This window comes from Cupriavidus oxalaticus (genome assembly GCF_004768545.1).
In the GTDB taxonomy this organism is placed as follows: domain Bacteria; phylum Pseudomonadota; class Gammaproteobacteria; order Burkholderiales; family Burkholderiaceae; genus Cupriavidus; species Cupriavidus oxalaticus_A.
Map to the genome: position 1 here is coordinate 46595 of NZ_CP038639.1, position 18013 is coordinate 64607.

Consider the following 18013-nt stretch of genomic DNA (forward strand, 5'->3'; position numbering starts at 1 on the left):
CCGGGAAGCGCCTGATAGAAAACCGCGGAAGAGTTAGACCCCCGAGCTCGGTCCAGCCGGCAGGAGCCGCCCCTGCGCTGTCGGCAAGGCGGCTAGCCTTACGCCCCTGCATCGGCAGGCCGATAGACGATTCACGAATGGTTCGGCAAGCGCCGGTTGTAGCACTCTAGCCAGGTCTGCAGGCCGCGCCGGAACTGAGCTTGAGGTGTTCTGTCCAGCGCGGACACGTCTGGTTCATGCTGCAGCTAGTCGACTGAGGTAGCTTGCAGCGACTTCGCCTGGCGTTCGGTACCCCAACTTCGAATGGCGCCGTTGGCGATTGTAAAAAATCTCAATGTACTCACGGACAGAGGCCATGGCTTCCAGCCGGGTGGCATACCGATGGTGGTACACCAACTCTGCTTTCAGGCTGCCCCAGAAGCTTTCCATGGGCGCATTGTCGTAGCAGTTTCCCTTGCGTGACATCGAAGCCAGCATGCCGAACTGCGCTAGCAACCTGCGATAGCCGTGAGCACAGTATTGGCTGCCCCGGTCTGAATGATGAATCAGGCCGGGCCGTGGCCGCTTGCTGCGCACCGCCCGGAACAGCGCCTCGCCCACCAATTCCTGTGTCATTCTGGACCCCATCGCGTAGCCCACGATCTCGCACGTGTACAGGTCCTTGATTCCTGCCAGGTACAACCAACCCTCATCGGTCGCGATATACGTGATGTCTGTCACCCACGCGGCATTTGGCCTGTCGGCTTCAAATTTCTGCTCCAGTAGGTTGGGCGCCACTGGCAGATTATGAGCCGAGCGAGTTGTCGCTACGAATCGACGCTTTTGCCGACACCGAATCCCCATCTCGTTGCGCAATCTGGCCAGCCGATCACGGCCGACCACGAATCCATCGCCAGCCAGCTCGCGCTGCAGGCGCCGCGTACCGTACGTCTGACGCGTGCGCTTGTGGGCTGCCCGGATCGCCAGACGCAGCCGCTCCTGTTCCGGACTGAGCCCGTAAGGTCTGTGTGTCCAGTCGTAGTAGCCACTGCGCGAGACCCCCAATACCCGGCACATCAACTTCACCGGATACACTTCTCGCCATTGACTCACGAACGCGTACCGGGCAGTGATTCCCTGGCGAAGTACGCCGCGGCTTTTTTTACAATATCGCGCTCCAGCCTCGCCTCGGCCAGCTCCTTGCGCAGCCTCGCATTCTCCGCCGCCAACTCTGCCACTGTCACGCCCCCTGGTGCCGCTGCTGTTCCAGGCGCCTTGGCTTTCGACACCCAATTCGTCAACGTGCCCTTCGGAATCCCCAGACGCTGCGCGGCCGACTGCAGCGTCAGTCCCTGTTCCAGCACCAGTCTCACGGCCTCTGCCTGAAACTCTTCCCCGTACGTCTGTCTTGCCTTGCTCATCTGTGCACACTCCTGATCCACGATCTTAATCTAAGGACCAAGCGTGTCCGCCTCGATCAGGCTACCTCAGCTGGATCCGGCGGGCGATTTACCTGGGTGAAGCGGTAGTAGGGGTATTCGTACTTTGCGTGCGAAAACTGGCGGTCTGACTCTGAAATCTGTTCTGAATCAAGTGGTTGGAAAGCTAAGGGCAGAATGAATCATTCATGGCCGAAAAGTCTTATTGGGAGCTGGACCCAGAGCGGCTACCGCCAGATTTCGCACGCAAAGTACGATCACCCCTTGAAGGTCGCCCTCGCAGCCGGTAAGTCGGCACGCAGGCTTTGCGCGAACCTCCGTTGCGAAGTCGCAGCACGACAGACGCTTCAACTATCCATCGAACTCTCCCGCAGACTTCGCCGGTGCATGAGCCCCGAAAAACACCCGCACGAGGCTGCGGACCTCGCCCACCACGGGTTCGATCTTGCACAACCTTCACGAAGCGCTCGTTGTCTGCGCTGGTAGAATTGGCCATGGCTCCGCCGCTTTTAGGGGTAATCTGTATGAACGCGTTCCGTTGGCGCCAGGCTTTCGCTCCAAGCACTCTCACAAGCTAATGTGCGCTATACGACGCAAAAGCTAGTCATCGGCTACGGCTTTACCGCAGCCTTCCAGCAGTTCCCTTGCCCGGCGTGAATCCACGGTTTCTTCACCAGCCGTGAAAGCAGACAAGATGTCGACCAGAAGGCGTTTTGCCGCATCGTTTTCCTTTTGGCTCATCCAAAGGGCGGCGAGACTCAACACGCATTGCAACTCGATCGACCGGGCTCCTTGGTGACGCGCGAGCGTTAATGCTTGCTGGATCAGCGCTTCCGCCTCTCTGGCTACGACAGACGATCCTGCTTTTTCGCCACGCGACTGCAGAATCAACTCCCCCTTGAGGCGAACCAGCGTCGCTTCATCAAAGCGTTCATCCGTGTTGTTTACCAGCGCCAGCGCGTCATCCAACACGGAAAGCGCCTCTTCTGGCTGCCCCGCTCTTCCGTATGCATCGGCAAGCAATCCCAGCAGGGACGGTCGTCCCAGTGCCGCGCCGCTGGTTTCGTGGGCATCAAGACCCTGGTGTATTAGTGAGACACCTTCTTCGTGGCGGCCTTGTCGGGCAAGCGCCCAGCCCCGCAGGATCGATGCCCTGGCAAGATAGAAGGGAAAGCCGCGCTCGCTGGATAGCTCGACCGCCGCGTTGGCATATTCCAGCGCCTGTTCCGGCTCGCCGCGGCGCTGATATAGCTCAGCCGCGAACATCAGGCTGAGGACAAGGGAAAATGGGTCGGAAGATTTTCGGGCAATCGCTAGTGCTTCCTTGCTGCGTACCCCAGATTGGTCAGATAGGCCCAAATACCAGAGAATCAAACTCAACGTGCAGCGAATATGAACGGCAGGGTTGTGCGCATAGCGGAGCAAATGCCCGTAAGACTGGCCGTCTGGACGATGCAGCGCTAGGGCCTGCTCCATGTGAGTACGCGCCTGAGTGAGCTCTCCAAAGCGGAAGAGGGTCGACCCGAGCACGCGGTGGCCCTCCGCTAACTGTTCCGGGTCTTGCGTGTGCTGCGCGAGGCTGAGTAGCCGTTCGGCCAGTGTGCGCGCTGTTTTGAGTTGAGAACGCAGCAGATAGAAGGACCACAGACCAAGTTGTGCAGAGAAGTATTCCGGCGTTTCCCCGCCCTGTTCGCTCAGGGCGAGGGCCCGTGTGTAGGTTGCCTCAACCTCTGGCGCGCCGGAGCCTCGCGCGGCCATCCATGCCGGACCAAGGGTCAGGAGCAGAGACAGTTCCTTGCGCTGGCGTTCCGGGGTGTCTGCCTGGCTTTTCAGTAGATCGAGGGCCGCACTGAGATGCCGGATTGCTTCGGTTTGCGCCGAACGCTGGAGTGCTTGCTTTCCAGCGAGCTGTAGGTAGTCGACCGCCTTCGGCACATTGCCGCTTTGGCTGTAGTGGTGCGCCAGCTCGCTGCAATATTCGCTCAGCCTGTCAGGGAACAGTGCCTCAATGGCTTGGGCGGCACGCTCATGCAGAAAGCTTCGCTGTTCCGAGAGCAAGGAGTTGCTCGCCACCTCTTGGGTCAGGGCATGCTTGAACGCGTACGCCACCTCGGGGAAGGCGGGGCGCTCATAGATAAAATCACCGATCTGCAGGTCAGTCAGCAGCGGTTGAAGCGATACTTCAGACTGGCCCGTGACATGCCGGATCAAGCTGGACGGGAACTCCGCGCCAATGACTGCCAGCGTCTGCAGCAGTTCCTTTTGTGGCACCGGCAGCCGATCGATACGCGCCGCCAACACGCCTTGCACGGTCGTCGGAATATGGAGTGCCAACGGCGCCTTCTCGACGCTGTAGTTTCCGGGCTGGCCGAGCAGCGCGTTCTCCTCGGCCAGGGTATGAACAACTTCCTCCATGAAAAACGGGTTGCCCTCGGTCTTTGACAGAATCAGTTGCTTCAGTGAAACAAGGGACGGGTCTGCACCCAGCAGCGCAGAAAGCAAGCCGTGCGCCTCCGCCTGGCCCAGCGGTTCGAGCTGCAACTGCGTGTAGAAGGCGTGTTGCGCCCAATCATGCCGGTACTCGGGGCGGTAGTTGACCAGCAGCAGGATCTTGGCACGCGGCACCTCGGCGATGAGCACATGCAGGAAAGCTTCCGTCTCGCTATCCAGCCATTGCAGATCCTCGAACAGGACCATGAGCGGCTGGTTCTGGCTCTCGCGCACCAGCAAGCGCGCGATCGCCTCGAAGGTGCGCTGACGTCGGATGGCCGGATCCATCGTCGGCAATGCCGAGCCCGGCTCAACGATGCCCAGCAGGTAGAGCAAGTAAGGCAGCTGATCCTCCAGTGCGCGATCCAGAATCAAGAGTCGGCCGGTGGCCTTCTCGCGATAGCGGCGTTCGTCATCCTGCGCCGTAATCTGGAAATAGTTGCGCAGCAGTTCGATCAGCGGCAAGTAAGGAAACGCCTTGCCATGCGACACCGAGAAGGTCTCGAGCACCATGCAGCCTTGCTGCGCGCGCGCCTTGAATTCGTGGAACAGGCGCGACTTGCCCACGCCCGCCTCGCCCACCACGCCGACGATCTGCCCCTGCCCCGCCCTGCCCAGTTCGAGCGCCTCGCCCAGGCGCTTCACTTCGGCCTCGCGACCGACAAACCGCGCCAGGCCACGTTGCGCCCCCACCTGCAAGCGCGTGCGCAAAGCGCCCAGGCCAAGCACCTCGTACACCGCCAGCGGCTCGCGCAGGCCCTTGATCTGTGTGCGCCCCAAGGCCTTGAACTCGAAATACCCCTCGGCCAGCTTGTGGGTCGATTCGCTGACGAGGATCGATGAGGGGGTCGCGACCCCTTCCATCCGCGCGGCGATATGGATCGTGTGGCCGACTGGGTCATAGTCCGTGCGCAAGTCATCCTTGCGGATCGAGCGCACCACCACTTCGCCGGTATGGACGCCAACCCGGATCTGTAGCGGGATGCCCTGCTCCAGCCGCACCTTGTCGCTATGGCCACGCATGGCCTGCTGCATCCGCAGCGCCGCAAACAGGGCCCGCAACGCATGGTCCTCGTGGGCAATTGGCGCGCCGAACAAGGCCAGAATTCCGTCGCCGAGGGATTTGGCCACGTACCCCTCGTAGTGATGCACCGCTTCCATCATCAGCGCCACGACCGGATCGATCAGGCTGCGGGCTTCCTCGGGGTCCAGGTCCTGGATCAATGCCGTCGAGCCGGCCATGTCCGCGAACAGGGCGGTGATGGTCTTGCGCTCGCCGCCAGCGCCCCCGCCCTTTGCCTCCATGGCGGCCTGCTCCGCGCGGATCCGTTCCGCCAGATGGGGCGGCGTGTAGATAATCGGTGCCGGCAGAGGCGGCACCGGGGGCGACAGGCGCGGGGGCGCTGCCGCCGTGTCCGCCAGCAGCGCGCCGCACGCGCCGCAGAATTTTTCAGTGGGACTGCATGCGTGGCCGCATTGCGAGCAGATTAGCGCAAGCCTTTGCCCACACTCCTGGCAGAACTTGGCTCCCGAGGGGTTCTCGAACTGGCAATTTGTGCAGCGCATCTCGTCTCCCGACTACCTGTGCCTGCCACGCAGCCATTAGAGGCGCAATCCCGGCGGTTCGCAAGGCGGCGCTGTGCGATAGGGTCTCCTGATTCCACCGCAGTTAGCTGACCGTAGCCCCCGACGCGACCTTTCGGCCCGCGCCAGGCTTGAAAACTGCAAACGCAATCAAAGGGTCGAGCATTCGAGAAAAATCCGCCAGACCGTCCTGTAATCCTATGATTGACAAGACAATTCATCGCTGGCAGCAACTGGGCTTCGTTTATCCGACCCGGTAAAACTCCTTGCTTTGCCCCGCATTGACCGCCCGCCGCAGCCAGTCGGGCATGTCGCCCTGCCCGTCCCAACTCTGCCCCGCGGCATTGCGGTAGCAGGCCACTGGCGGTGATGCGGGTGGCGGCGGGGGCGGTGGCGGAGGAGGCGGCGGATCGAAGCACCCGGCCGCTGCCAGCTCCTCCATGGTCAGCCCGTAGTCGGCCATCTCCGCCTGGATCCACCGGATCGCCGCCGCCCGCTCATTGATTTCTGTCATCGGTGCTGTCGTCACTGCTGTCGCTGCCGTCTTCCGGGGTGAAGGCGGCCGTTGGCGCGCCCGGCTTGTCGTCTTGCTGTGCGTCCAGTGTTTCGCCCGGTGCCGCCTGCTCCGTCGGCACCGGGCCGCCGGCCTTGCGCCGCCGCCCACCACCACTCTCCCCCCGCCGCTCGGGTGGCGCCACCCGCAATTCTGCCAGCAGCTGTCGCGCCAGCGCCGCTTCGGCCTCGGCGCGCTCGGCGCGGCGCTGCGCCGTGCCCAACTCCGCCTGCACCGCGTCCAGGTCGTGCGCCGCTTTGCGCTGCGCTTGCTCGGCGGTCGCAAGCCGATCGGCGAGCGCCGCGGCCTGGGCCTCGAGCCGGGCGCGGAGCTCGGCCGCCGCCACCGCCGCGTCGCGGGCCTCGCTGCGCACCGCCCCCAGTTCGCCGCGCAGCGCATCGGCCGTGCGCTCGCTCTGCTGGCGCGCGGTGCGCTCCGCGTCCAGTTCGCGCAAGGCGCGGCGCTCGCTGGCCTCGGCCCGTTCCTGCGCGAGGGTCACCGCCTCGCGGGCGCGCTCGAGCTCGGTCGAGAATTGGGTTCGCAAGGCGTCCAGCTGGCGCCGTCCCGCCTCCAGTTCCGTCCGCCCCGCCTCCAGCCGGGCCTGCGTGGCGGCGTGCGCCTGGCGCTCAGCGGCCAAAGTCGCATGCCCCTCCTCGATGGTTTGGCGCGCGGCGTCCAGTAGCGCGACGAGCGCCGCGGCTTCCTCGCGCGCGGCAGCCGTCTCCGCGCGCGCCGCATCGCGCTCGGCTTCCGCTTCGCTCGCGGCGTGACGCGCCTCCGCGCGCAACGTGGCCAGCTCGGCGGACGCGGCCTCGTTGGCCGCCTGCCAGATGGTCTGGACCGCCCCGGCCGCGATGTCCTTCAACGCCTCCGGCAGGTCCGGATGGTCGATGGTGACGCGCGTGCGCCCGCGCAGCTCCTGCCAGAACGCCTGCAACACTTCGGCGGGCGTACCCATGCTGCCCTTGCGCACCAGGCTGTAGAGCTTGTTGGCGGTGGGCGTGACGCCGTAACGGAAGAACAGCAGGCCGCAGACCTCGCGGTAGAGCGCGCGGGTCTCGGGAAAGCGGCCGCGCAACTCAGCCAGGTCGGCCTGTAGCGCGGCGTCGGTCAGATCCAGGTCGGCAGCGGCCATGGGGGCAAAAACGAGAAAGTGATGATAAATATTACACCGTAATACGTAGCAAAGCTAATTTCAGCTGGCTTACTTTAGACATAACTGCGCTTATGTCTACAAACTAAGCCACACATGGGTCCCTCTTCCCCACAGATCCATTCCACTGGCCGAAGGACCCTCGAAGGCAACGCATAACCTCCCCGTTCTTATAGTGACCTCTCCTGTCTGTAACCACAGTAGATTACAATTTGGATTACAAAATGGTTTACTGTCTCGGCACAGCGGCCTATAGTCGATCCAACACAACGAGGTGAGCAACATGGGCGTGGCAGCAAGAACTATTCGAAAGCAGGAACTACCGGGTCAGAAAGCCGAGCGAGGCACGACCAAGGCAGGCTCCCCGATCGATGTCGCGGCGGAACTGCGCGCGCGTATCGCGCGGCACGATCTATTGCCAGGAACGAAACTGGTTGAGCAGGAACTGGCGCAGGAGTTCGGCACGACGCGCCCGCGCATCCGCGAGGCGTTTGCCGCGCTGGAACAGCACGGACTGGTTGAGCGGATTCCAAACCGAGGGGCGATCGTCACCCGCATCAGCTTCGAACAGATCCTGCAGATCTACTGTGCGCGTGAAGCGCTGGAAGGCATGAGCGTACGGCTCGCCGCGCAACTCGCCCCCCCCGGCGAATGGGACGACCTGATTGAACTGTTCGGCGCCCCGATGGAAACGGCGCTGGACAATGGCGATTTCGACTTCTATCTGGAGGGCTACGACCGCTTCCGGCAGCGCGTCGTCAAGAACGCCGGCAATCCCATTATTCAAGGCATGCTGGATTCCATTATGGAGCGCACACAGGCGGTGATCCGCCGCGCCATCGTGCTGCCTGGCCGGGCCAAGCTGGGCTTGGCGCACCACAGGGCAGTGCTGGCCGCGCTTCGGGAGCGCGATGCAGAAAAGGCGGAGGCGATTCGCCGGCAAAGCCTGCGCGAAGCCGCGGAGTATCTCAGCAAATACCGCAAGTTCATCGTTTGACCACAAAAAGAACATAAAAGGAAAAGGAGACCTGCCCGATGCTGTCATTCGTCCATCGCGCCGTAGGCGCGGCCGCCCTCGCGCTCGCCGGGCTGGCACTTTCCCCCTTGCCGGCACATGCGCAAGACAAATACCCGAGCCGCCCCATCAAGATGTATGTCGGCTTTTCCGCAGGCAGCGCGACGGACATCGTGGCCCGCGTGGTGGCGCAGCATCTCTCGGAGCGCCTCGGGCAGTCCATCGTGGTGGAAAACAAGACCGGAGTGGGCGGCAGCCTGGCCGCGGAAGCGGTCGCGCGCTCCGCGCCGGATGGCTACACCCTGCTGACAGTTTCCAGTGCTATTGCCGTCAACCCAGCGGTCTACCCCAAGCTTTCCTTTAACGTCGAAAAGGACCTCACGCCAATCGTACTGGTGGGTCGCCTGCCAACTGTTCTACTGGTCAACAACAACTTTCCCGCAAAGTCCCTGCCGGAATTCCTCGCATATGCACGTAGCCATCCCAAGAAAGTCAACTATGGCTCGTCCGGCGTAGGGGGGTCTACCCACCTGAGTACCGAGTATCTGGCGACCCTCACCGGCACGTCGTACACCCACGTGCCGTACCGCGGCAACGCGCAGGCAATCGCCGCGCTATTGGGCGGCGAGATCGACATGGTGACCGATACCATCCTGCTCGCCGCGCCGAACATCCAGGCCAAGCGCGTACGCGCACTCGCCATTTCAAGCCAGTCACGTTCTCCGCTCGCGCCCGATGTCCCGACCTTCGCGGAGGCAGGCCTGCAAGGCTACGACGGCAGCCTGTTCTTCGGCCTGATGGGTCCCAAAGACATGCCACCAGAGGTCGTGGCACGACTCAACCGCGAACTCAACGAGTTGCTCAAGTCCTCCCCCGAGCTGCGCCAGCGACTACAGTCTGCCGGTGGGCTCGACCTGATCGGAGGCAGTACGACGGCGTTCCGCGACATGCTGCACAAGGAGGTGGCGTTGTGGCGCGATGTCGTCAGGAACGCCAACGTAACCGCCCCGCAGTGATGCGCTCCGGAGAGCCCCGACATGCAACGCGATGCAATGCTCAAGCCCCTTTCGGGCTACACGGTGATCGAACTGGGATCCACCGTTGCGGGTCCCTTCTGCGGCAGGCTGCTGGCCGATTTCGGCGCCAGCGTCATCAAGGTGGAAACACCCGAGGGAGATGCCCTGCGCTCGATGGGCAGCCATAAGGACGGCGTCTCGCTCTACGCCCTGTCGATGTTCCGCAACAAGGAACTGATCTCGGTTGACCTGCGCAACGAGGAGGGGCAATCGCTGCTGCGTCAGCTGGTGGACAAGGCAGACTTCGTCATCGAGAACTTCCGGCCCGGCACGCTGGAACGCTGGGGCCTGTCCTACGAGACGCTGAGCGCGTCCAACCCGGGCCTCATCCTGATCCGCATCAGCGGCTACGGCCAAGATGGCCCGTACAGCCGGCAGCCAGGCTACGGCGTCATCGGCGAAGCCCTCAGCGGCCTCCGCTCCATCACGGGCGATCCGGACCGGCCGCCCGCACGCGTCGCCACGTCCCTGTCGGACTACGTCACCGGACTGTATGGTGCTTTCGGCGGCATGCTTGCGTTGGAGGCACGGCACCGCACCGGCAAGGGCCAGATCGTAGACACCGCCTTGGCGGAATGCGCGTTCAGCTTCATGGAGCCCCACGTAATGGCTTACGACCAGCTCGGGGTGATCGCGGAGCGTGCCGGCTCCCGCCTCCCAGGATCCAGCCCGAACAACCTGTACCAATCAGCCGATGGCTGCTTCATCCACGTGGCAGCATTGGCCGATCCCATCTTCCGCCGGCTGTGCACCGCACTTGGCGATCCCGGGCTGGCAGACGACCCGCGCTACGTCAGCAACCGGCTGCGCAGTCAGCACAGCGATGACGTGGATGCCCTGGTGCAGGAATGGGTCGGCGCACGCAGCTATGAGGAAGCTCACCGCCTGCTCACCGCGCACGATATTCCGCACGCGAAGATCTACAACATCGACGATGTCTTTGCCGATCCGCACTTTTGCGCTCGTGAAACCATCACGCGGCGCCCACATGACAGTCTTGGCATGGTGGCGGTGCCGAACGTGACGCCGCGCCTGTCCGATACGCCAGGTCAAGTGGACACGCTAGGTCGCGATACCGGCGCCGACACGGCATCGGTGCTGGGTCGCATGCTCGGCATAAGCGAGGAAGCGCTTGCGGGCCTGCACTCACGGGGCGTCATCTTCGACGAGCGCCTCGCCCGTTGATCCCGGCATCCTCAAACCTCTGTACTTTCTCTCTGCCAAAAGAAAAGGATGGACTCATGAGCGTCAAAGTGAAATCCGAAGTGGTCGGTTCTGTGTGGAAATGCGAATGCGCATCGGGGCAGACCGTGGATGAAGGCGACGTGCTCTTCATCATCGAATCCATGAAGATGGAGATCCCGGTCGAAGCCACACATGCAGGTAAGGTTTCCGAGGTGCTGGTCAAGGAGGGCGAATCCATCGCCGAGGGACAAATACTTGCCGTGGTCGAACCGGCCTGAGGAGATGGCGATGGACATGAGTCAAACAATTCCGTCGGAAGATCTGTTCGAACTCGAACGGCGGCGGGAACTTGGCCTTGAGCTGGGCGGCCCCGAGGCAATCGAGCGGCATCATGCGGCCGGGAAGCTGACCATCCGCGAGCGTATCGATACGCTCTCTGATGCCAATTCGTTTCATGAGGTCGGCCGGCTGACCGGCCAGGGCCACTACGACGAGAATGGCAAGCTGGTCAAGGTCACCCCCGCACCATATGTCATGGGCCTGGCAACGGTGGACGGCCGTTCGGTCGCCATCGGCGGCGAGGACTACACCGTTCGGGGCGGTGCCAGCTGGAGCGGAGACCGCAAGAAAGGCGGGCAAGGCGGCTTCGTGGAGGAACTCGCCCTCCACTACAAGATTCCGCTGATCAATCTCATCGACGGCGTCGGTGGCAGTGTCACCTCCGCGCAGCGGCGCGGCCATACGGTGTTCCCAGGCGTTCATGGCTTTGAGACCTCCGCTGCGCTGCTTGGCCAGGTCCCGGTGGTATGCGCCGTGCTAGGCACCGCCGCCGGCGGCCCGGCGGGGCGAGCCATCCTTTCGCACTGGTCCGTGATGGTCAATGGCACTAGCCAGATCTTCGCAGCTGGCCCGCCGGTGGTGAAGCGCTCGCTTGGCCAGGACATTTCCAAGGACGAACTAGGGGGCGCGAAGCTTGCCGTCGATGTGGCCGGATCCGTCGACAATGCCGTCGAGAGCGAGGCGGACTGCTTTGACATGATCCGGCGCTACCTGTCGTACATGCCGCAGAACGTGTGGGAATTGCCGCCCGTGACCGCCTGCGACGACCCGCCCGACCGGCGGGAGGAGGCACTCGCGACGATCGTGCCTACCGACCGCCGCAAGGCCTATGACATGCGCAAGGTTATTCGCATGGTCTTCGACCGCGGCTCTGTCTTTGAGATCCAGCCCACCTACGGCAAAGCTGTCATTACGTGCCTGACCCGGCTGAATGGCAAAGTGGTGGGCGTGGTTGCCAGCAACCCGATGGCCTATGGTGGCGCCATCGATGCCAAGGCGGCCCGCAAGCAAACGCATTTTATTGAACTCTGCGACACCTTCCATATTCCCCTGGTGTTCCTGGTGGACGTGCCAGGCTTCATGGTGGGCCGTGATGCCGAGGCACAAGGAACGTTGCGAGACGGCATGCGCAGCGTTTTCGTGAGTCTGCAGGCCACCGTCCCGATCGCTACCGTGGTAATCCGCAAGTGCTACGGCATGGCTGGCATGGCCGCCACCGACAAGAACGGTCTTGGTCTCAAGCTGGCGTGGCCGACTGCGGAATGGGGATCTCTGCCGATCGAAGGCGGCGTGGCTGCGGCATTTCGCCGTGAGATCGCCGCCGCTCCGGATCCTGCGGCCAAGGAGCGGGAGATCGAGCATCGGCTGCGCCAACTGGCCTCGCCTTTCCGCACGGCAGAAGCGTTTGGCGTGGAAGACATCATCGATCCGCGCGAAACCCGCTATACCCTGAGTCGGTTCATTGACGCGGCGCAGATTACACTAAAGACGACGCTTGGCCCCAAGTTGAAAATGGGGGTACGGCCTTAGCGCGCCGATTGGTGTGCGGCACGCAGGCAGGGCGATTGTCATCCGCCCTGCCTGCCGTACGCCATCAGTTCAAGTGTACGACGCACGATTTCCATCTCGGCAGTCCCGATACTCTGGGCAATCTCCTGCTCAATCTGATCAATCACGGCATGCATCTGCACAAGGTAGTCCAGACCAGCGGGCGTGAAGGCAACGATCAATGCGCGCGCATCTGCCTCATCGACTTGCTTGCTGACCAGGCCGAGTTGCTCCAATACGGCCACGACCTGCGAGACGGCCTGGCGCGTCGTGCCGGCGCGCTGGGCGATCACGGTGCTGCGTGTGCCTTCCAGGTCAATATAGGGCAGCACCATCACGCAGGCATCGGGCACGGCTGGTAGGTCGCAGGCCTCGAGGGAAGCAGACACGCGGGCAAGGAAGTTGCGCCGCGCCAGCAGAAGCAGGCGGCTCAAGCCGCGCTGCCGTGAGCGTTGAAGCTGTGCGAGTTGCTTATTACCGATCATCGAATCTCCGGAAACCGAATGATGCGTGCTCATGGTAAAGCAGGTTGACAGAATGTCCTCAGAACTTTTTCGTCCGGGTACCGCCCTCCCCCCGCTCGATAAGGGCGCGCTCACATCAAGCCACATCGTCCGCTGGTGCGCCGCACCGGAAAACTGGGACAAGATTCACTATGACAGGTCCTATGCCCAGAACGTTGCTGGCCTTCCTGATACCGTCATCAACGGCGCGCTGAAGCAGCAATTCCTATCCCAGCTGGCCACACAAGCCTTTGGTGAACGGAGTTGGCTTTGGCGGCTGACTTGCCGCTTTCGCGGCCCGGATCTGGTCGGCCAGCGGCTGCGCGGCGAAGGCTGGATCAGAACAGTGGATTATCAGGCGAACGTGACAGCGCTTCATCTCGACCTGCACCTGTTCAATGTGGATATCGGCAGCGCGACCACCGAAGGCTCTGCCGTAGTCCTGCTGCCCGTCAGCGACGCAGACAATCCGCATGAGGTTCCGTCACGGTATATCGAGCCAGCCGCGTCACAGACAACCGATGTGACCCCGCGTGGACTCGATGAGAATGTCCCTGCATCGATCCGTCGCCACATCGGCACCGAGATCGAGCACATAGATTCCTTCAACACCGTCGAGGCCGGCCGACTCCGCCTCTTTGCCGATGCCGTGATGGGCCTTCCCGCGTATCACCATGACACGCACGCCGCGCGCAGCAGTGTCCATGGCGGCCTGGTCGCTCCCCCTTTGTTCCCGCTGCATGCGATGTCCTGGCCAGCAGACACGCACGAACTCGACACCGAGCCCACTGCACTAGGTCGGGAGGCGGTATGCGAAGTAGGCCGTGCGTTCGCCAAACGTTTCGGTTTGCCGCCCCAGGGATTACTTAATGGTGGCACTAACGTCTGCATCTACGCCTTGGCCAGGCCAGGCGACACTGTCAAGGCAAGCAGTCGGCTGGCCGGCGTGCGCTGCAAGACAGGCCGTCACGGCGAACGAATATTGGTCTTTGATACCGAAAACCGCTACCAAACGACAGCCGGCCAACTACTGGTGCATGAGCACCAGACCATTTTGCATCGGTTGATTTAGCCAACTCGCCGTGCCATCAGAAAACTCGCGCGATATTAGTCAAGTAACTTAACATTACCAAAGGCAATTTCTACGCTGGCCTTCACCATCTGGGAGACATCAACATGAGGATGCGATTCTGGGGAATTGCGGCATTGCTCGTTGCCAGCCTGGCAACGGGACACGTAGCCGCGCAAGACTGGCCGGCGAAACCCATTCGCCTTGTCGTGCCATACGCACCGGGCGGGACCAATGACAGGTTGGCACGCGAGTATGCGGAGTTCCTGCGTAAAAGGCTCGCGCAGGCCGTAGTGGTGGAAAATCGCCCGGGCGCCTCGACCAACATCGGCAGCGAGCTCGTCGCCAAGGCAGAGCCGGACGGCTATACCTTCCTGATCGGCATCGACGGCTTGGCTACCAACCGGTTTACCGGACCCGTCCCGACATTTGACCCGCAGAAGGAACTGGCGCCGGTGAGCCTGCTGACGCGCGTGCCCTGCTTGATCGCCGCCAACAACAATTTCGCGGCGTCAAATATCGCCGAAATGATCACGCTGGCCCGCAGCAATCCCGAGCGCTACTCGATCTCCAGCGCCTCGTTGGTGCTACAGGTTGGCCTGCTTAACTCAGGCTCGAAGATCCGCCTTAACCATGTTCCTTACAAAGGTGGCGCGCAAGCTTCTGGCGATGCCATGGGCGGACAAGTGGATATGGTAATCGCCAATGTGCCGGTGCTCGCCCCTTTCGTGCGTGGCAACAAGTTGCGCCCCCTTGCGGTGAGTTCGGCAATGCGTAGCGCTGCGTTTCCAGATGTCCCAACGCTGAAGGAAAGCGGTATGTCGGATGCCGTGTTCTCGAATTGGTATGGCGTATTTGCTCCTGCTGGAACACCGGAGCGAATCATCTCGCGCATGGCAACCCTGTCACGGCAGTTTGTTGAGGATCCTGCCATCAACAAGCAACTGACCAGCGAGGGCTACCAGCTTGAGGCGTCGACGCCGGCGGAGTTGGGCGCGTTGCTGGTTACCGAAGGTGCCTCTGCGAACCGGTTCGTCGCAGCAAATCAGGCACTTTTCAAACGATAGCGACAGAGGGGAGACATAGGAATGGGATTCGAATCGTTGATCGACGAACTGTCAAAGCGCGAGGCGCGCGCCAAGCAAATGGGGGGCCTGGAAAAGCTGGCGCACCGCAAGGCTTCAGGGGTCCTGAATGCACGGGAGCGCATCGACTACCTGGTAGACGGGGATAGCTTCCTGGAGTCTGGCTTGCTCGCCACCTCGTACCGGCCGGAGGACCGCGACCGCTCCCCTGCCGATGGCAAGATTGCCGGCTACGCGCGCGTGGATGGACGTGAGGTTGCCGTAGTCTCAAACGACTTCACGGTGCTAGGCGCGTCCAGCAGCACTGTCAATGGCAACAAGGTCGCGCATATGAAAGCTGTCGCGACCCGGCGTGGGCTGCCAATGGTGTTTCTCGGTGAGTCGACCGGCGCCCGCATGCCTGACACCATGGGTGCGCGCGGGATCGGCTCGGGCGACCGGCCAACGCAATACCTGCGTACGCGCGAAACTCCGTGGGCGTCGGCAGTGCTGGGCCATTGCTATGGCTCATCAAGCTGGTATGCGGCACTGGCTGACTTCGCGGTGATGCGAAAAGGCGCCGTCATGGCCGTATCCAGTGTCAAGCTTACCTCGATGGCCATCGGCGAGGAAGTCGACCCTGAGGCCCTCGGTGGATGGGAAATTCTGACTGGCGTATCGGGCCTCGTCGACATGGCTGTCGATACAGACGAGGAAGCGCTGGACGCGGTCAAGCGCTTTCTTTCCTACCTCCCAAGTCACCACAACGAGGCTCCGCCCTTGCACCCGGTGCCGGTTGGCTCAGGTAGCGAGGCACACCGCATTCTCGACATCGTGCCTGAATCGCGCACCAAGGTCTATGACGTGCGCAAGATCATTCCCCTGATCGTCGACAAAGGCAGCACATTCGAGCTAAAGGCCCGCTACGGAAAATCGGTTGTGACTGCACTAGCCCGCATTGATGGCCGCAGCGTCGGGATCATCGCCAATAATCCGATCGCCAAAGGTGGTGCTATCGATGTCGATGCCTGCAACAAGGCAACCAGCTTCATGGTGCTTTGCGATTCGTTCAATATCCCACTGGTGTTCATGACCGACCAGCCTGGATTTCTGATCGGCATTGAGGGCGAACGCCGCGGCGCTGTTGGTAGGGTGATGAACTGGATGAACGCCCTTTCGCTGGTCACCGTGCCGAAAATCGCCATCATCATGCGCAAGACGTATGGCCAAGCCGTGCTCAACATGGGCGGTGCCGGCAATGCGGACGAGTTGATCGCCTGGGTATCCGCGGAGGTCAATTTTATGGATCCACGCTCTGGCGTCACCATCGTGCATGGCGTGAAGCAAGAAGATGACCCCGAGCGATATGCCGCGCTTCTCCAGAACATGGAGCGCGACACTTCCGCCTGGGACATGGGCGCCGCCTACTCGGCTCACATGGTCATCAATCCGGTCGACACGCGCCAGACACTGTCTCGTTTGCTCGACGTGCACCGACTGCGACTCACCAACGGCGTGGGACAGCACCTCATGCGAACCTGGCCGACCAGCTACTGAGGAGCGTTATCTATGCGAACCGTACTAATTGCCAACCGGGGAGCCGTCGCTGCCCGTGTATTGCGCACCCTGAAACGCATGGGGCTGCGCTCGGTCGTAGTCTATTCCGAAGCCGACCGCGATCTGCCATATGTGCGGCAGGCGGACGAAGCCTACTGCATTGGCCCCGGGCCGGCGGTGCAAAGCTATCTGAGCGAAAGCGCCCTCTTCGACATCATGCGCCGCTCGCGTGCAGATGCCGTGCATCCCGGATATGGCTTCTTGTCCGAGAATGCAGGCTTCGCGCGCCGCGTCGAAGCCGCCGGCCTGACCTTCATCGGCCCAAGCCCCCGCTGGATCGACGCCATGGGCCATAAGACGCGCGCGCGTTCATTGATGGCCGAGCACGGCATGCCAATGTGCCGGTCCTCCGAAATCATCGGGGAAGATCCCCGAGAAATCGAGGCAGCCGGCACAGCCGTTGGCTACCCGGTACTGGTCAAGCCCGCCGGCGGCGGAGGCGGCATCGGCATGGTTGCGGCTCAGGATGCCCCATCGCTGATCGAGGCGGTAACGCGGGCACGGGCCCTGGCGCAACGCAGCTTCGGCAACGGCGACGTGTATCTCGAACAGTTGTTCGAGCGGCCCCGGCATATCGAATTCCAGATTTTAGCCGACCGGCATGGCAACGTACGTCATCTCTTTGAGCGCGATTGCTCGGTCCAGCGCCGTCACCAGAAAGTCATCGAGGAGGCCTGTGCGCCAGCCTTGCCCCTCGGTGAAGCGGATGAGATCGGCAACCGGGTGGCCCGCTTGCTGGGCAAGTTGGGCTACGACGTCATTGGTACGGTGGAGATGCTGCGCGGCAGCGATGGCAGCTACAGTTTCCTCGAGATGAACACCCGCTTGCAAGTCGAGCACGCTGTGACTGAGGCGGTTACCGGCCTCGACCTTGTCGAGGCTCAGATCCGCCTGGCTGCCGGGGAGTACCTGCGTGATGTCCTATCCGATCCGGTACGGGTAGAAGGCCATGCCATCGAACTGCGCATTTATGCCGAAGATCCAGTGCGCTTCTTCCCTTCGCCAGGCACACTGCAGGTATTTCGTCTGCCGTCGGGGTCGGGCATCCGTATAGAAACCGGCTATGCAGAAGGCAACACGGTGAGCCCCTACTATGATCCCATGATCGCAAAGATCATCGTGCATGCTTCGGACCGGCAGGCAGCCATTACATTGGCAAAAGAGGCGCTGTCTGCAACCGACATCGTTGGAGTCAAGACCAACGTGCCACTACTTCAACGCATGTTGACTTACGCTCCCTGGCTCGCGGGTGAACTGCATACTGGTTTGGTGCAGGACCTGCTCGCATCTCCGACGGCTTGATTGGGACGTGAAAAATGGCAAGGAGGCGAGGCACTGAGAATGCCTCGCCTTGCCGCAACCACAGCCACGATCGCGTCAAACCTTTAACATTTAACGA

At 62.2% G+C, this 18013-nt stretch carries 14 protein-coding genes; 9 read left to right on the plus strand and 5 right to left on the minus strand.

Annotated features, from left to right (window positions below; translation table 11 throughout):
* Nucleotides 1–234: 234 nt before the first annotated feature.
* The 4 genes from E0W60_RS34700 to E0W60_RS34715 all read right to left on the minus strand — a co-directional run bounded on the left by E0W60_RS34700 (nucleotide 235) and on the right by E0W60_RS34715 (nucleotide 7180).
* A protein-coding gene (locus E0W60_RS34700) for an IS3 family transposase (RefSeq protein ID WP_135707370.1) occupies nucleotides 235–1400 on the minus strand; the annotation gives its coding sequence in 2 pieces (ribosomal slippage) (nucleotides 235–1136 and nucleotides 1136–1400; 1167 coding nt in all).
* 618 nt (nucleotides 1401–2018) lie between these two features.
* Nucleotides 2019–5474 (minus strand): adenylate/guanylate cyclase domain-containing protein, encoded by a 3456-nt coding sequence (locus E0W60_RS34705; protein WP_135707371.1) that lies wholly within the window; start codon nucleotides 5472–5474, stop codon nucleotides 2019–2021.
* A gap of 262 nt (nucleotides 5475–5736) precedes the next feature.
* Nucleotides 5737–6006, minus strand: a complete 270-nt coding sequence (locus tag E0W60_RS34710; protein WP_135707372.1) for an H-NS family nucleoid-associated regulatory protein — start codon at nucleotides 6004–6006, stop codon at nucleotides 5737–5739.
* A complete protein-coding gene (locus E0W60_RS34715) occupies nucleotides 5990–7180 on the minus strand; it encodes a DNA-binding protein (RefSeq protein WP_135707373.1) in 1191 nt (396 codons plus the stop codon). The genes E0W60_RS34710 and E0W60_RS34715 overlap by 17 nt, the downstream gene beginning before the upstream one ends.
* Before the next feature lie 301 nt (nucleotides 7181–7481).
* Between E0W60_RS34715 and E0W60_RS34720 the strand changes: the two genes are divergently transcribed.
* From E0W60_RS34720 to E0W60_RS34740, 5 genes are read left to right on the plus strand one after another with little or no spacing between them, the layout of a single operon-like run.
* Nucleotides 7482–8195: a GntR family transcriptional regulator gene (locus E0W60_RS34720; protein WP_135707374.1), complete on the plus strand. Its 714-nt coding sequence runs from the start codon at nucleotides 7482–7484 to the stop codon at nucleotides 8193–8195.
* A gap of 38 nt (nucleotides 8196–8233) precedes the next feature.
* Entirely contained in the window at nucleotides 8234–9229 is a 996-nt protein-coding gene (locus tag E0W60_RS34725; protein ID WP_135707375.1) for a Bug family tripartite tricarboxylate transporter substrate binding protein, read from the plus strand.
* Nucleotides 9230–9250: 21 nt separating this feature from the next.
* Nucleotides 9251–10474: a CaiB/BaiF CoA transferase family protein gene (locus E0W60_RS34730; protein ID WP_135707376.1), complete on the plus strand. Its 1224-nt coding sequence runs from the start codon at nucleotides 9251–9253 to the stop codon at nucleotides 10472–10474.
* Nucleotides 10475–10530: 56 nt separating this feature from the next.
* A complete protein-coding gene (locus E0W60_RS34735; RefSeq protein WP_133095043.1) occupies nucleotides 10531–10752 on the plus strand; it encodes a biotin/lipoyl-binding carrier protein in 222 nt (73 codons plus the stop codon).
* A 10-nt stretch (nucleotides 10753–10762) separates the two neighbouring features.
* Nucleotides 10763–12343, plus strand: a complete 1581-nt coding sequence (locus E0W60_RS34740; protein ID WP_135707377.1) for an acyl-CoA carboxylase subunit beta — start codon at nucleotides 10763–10765, stop codon at nucleotides 12341–12343.
* 38 nt (nucleotides 12344–12381) lie between these two features.
* Here the strand turns inward: E0W60_RS34740 and E0W60_RS34745 are convergent, their stop codons facing one another.
* Nucleotides 12382–12879, minus strand: coding sequence for a MarR family winged helix-turn-helix transcriptional regulator (locus E0W60_RS34745; protein ID WP_135707378.1), 498 nt, complete (start codon nucleotides 12877–12879; stop codon nucleotides 12382–12384).
* 19 nt (nucleotides 12880–12898) lie between these two features.
* Between E0W60_RS34745 and E0W60_RS34750 the strand changes: the two genes are divergently transcribed.
* The 4 genes from E0W60_RS34750 (at nucleotide 12899) to E0W60_RS34765 (ending at nucleotide 17916) form a co-directional block, all read left to right on the plus strand.
* Nucleotides 12899–13936 carry an FAS1-like dehydratase domain-containing protein gene (locus E0W60_RS34750; RefSeq protein WP_135707379.1) on the plus strand — a complete coding sequence of 346 codons (1038 nt, stop codon included), beginning with the start codon at nucleotides 12899–12901 and terminating at the stop codon, nucleotides 13934–13936.
* 104 nt (nucleotides 13937–14040) lie between these two features.
* Nucleotides 14041–15000, plus strand: coding sequence for a Bug family tripartite tricarboxylate transporter substrate binding protein (locus E0W60_RS34755; protein WP_135707380.1), 960 nt, complete (start codon nucleotides 14041–14043; stop codon nucleotides 14998–15000).
* Nucleotides 15001–15021: 21 nt separating this feature from the next.
* A complete protein-coding gene (locus E0W60_RS34760) occupies nucleotides 15022–16554 on the plus strand; it encodes an acyl-CoA carboxylase subunit beta (protein ID WP_135707381.1) in 1533 nt (510 codons plus the stop codon).
* A gap of 12 nt (nucleotides 16555–16566) precedes the next feature.
* Nucleotides 16567–17916, plus strand: coding sequence for an acetyl-CoA carboxylase biotin carboxylase subunit (locus tag E0W60_RS34765; protein WP_135707382.1), 1350 nt, complete (start codon nucleotides 16567–16569; stop codon nucleotides 17914–17916).
* Nucleotides 17917–18013 lie beyond the last annotated feature (97 nt).

Bases quoted from the DNA above. Each gene is read 5' to 3' on its own strand.
- E0W60_RS34705 (WP_135707371.1), bottom strand. From the start codon at position 5,474: ATGCGCTGCACAAATTGCCAGTTCGAGAACCCCTCGGGAGCCAAGTTC.
- E0W60_RS34710 (WP_135707372.1), bottom strand. From the start codon at position 6,006: ATGACAGAAATCAATGAGCGGGCGGCGGCGATCCGGTGGATCCAGGCG.
- E0W60_RS34715 (WP_135707373.1), bottom strand. From the start codon at position 7,180: ATGGCCGCTGCCGACCTGGATCTGACCGACGCCGCGCTACAGGCCGAC.
- E0W60_RS34720 (WP_135707374.1), top strand. From the start codon at position 7,482: ATGGGCGTGGCAGCAAGAACTATTCGAAAGCAGGAACTACCGGGTCAG.
- E0W60_RS34725 (WP_135707375.1), top strand. From the start codon at position 8,234: ATGCTGTCATTCGTCCATCGCGCCGTAGGCGCGGCCGCCCTCGCGCTC.
- E0W60_RS34730 (WP_135707376.1), top strand. From the start codon at position 9,251: ATGCAACGCGATGCAATGCTCAAGCCCCTTTCGGGCTACACGGTGATC.
- E0W60_RS34735 (WP_133095043.1), top strand. From the start codon at position 10,531: ATGAGCGTCAAAGTGAAATCCGAAGTGGTCGGTTCTGTGTGGAAATGC.
- E0W60_RS34740 (WP_135707377.1), top strand. From the start codon at position 10,763: ATGGACATGAGTCAAACAATTCCGTCGGAAGATCTGTTCGAACTCGAA.
- E0W60_RS34745 (WP_135707378.1), bottom strand. From the start codon at position 12,879: ATGAGCACGCATCATTCGGTTTCCGGAGATTCGATGATCGGTAATAAG.
- E0W60_RS34750 (WP_135707379.1), top strand. From the start codon at position 12,899: ATGTCCTCAGAACTTTTTCGTCCGGGTACCGCCCTCCCCCCGCTCGAT.
- E0W60_RS34755 (WP_135707380.1), top strand. From the start codon at position 14,041: ATGAGGATGCGATTCTGGGGAATTGCGGCATTGCTCGTTGCCAGCCTG.
- E0W60_RS34760 (WP_135707381.1), top strand. From the start codon at position 15,022: ATGGGATTCGAATCGTTGATCGACGAACTGTCAAAGCGCGAGGCGCGC.
- E0W60_RS34765 (WP_135707382.1), top strand. From the start codon at position 16,567: ATGCGAACCGTACTAATTGCCAACCGGGGAGCCGTCGCTGCCCGTGTA.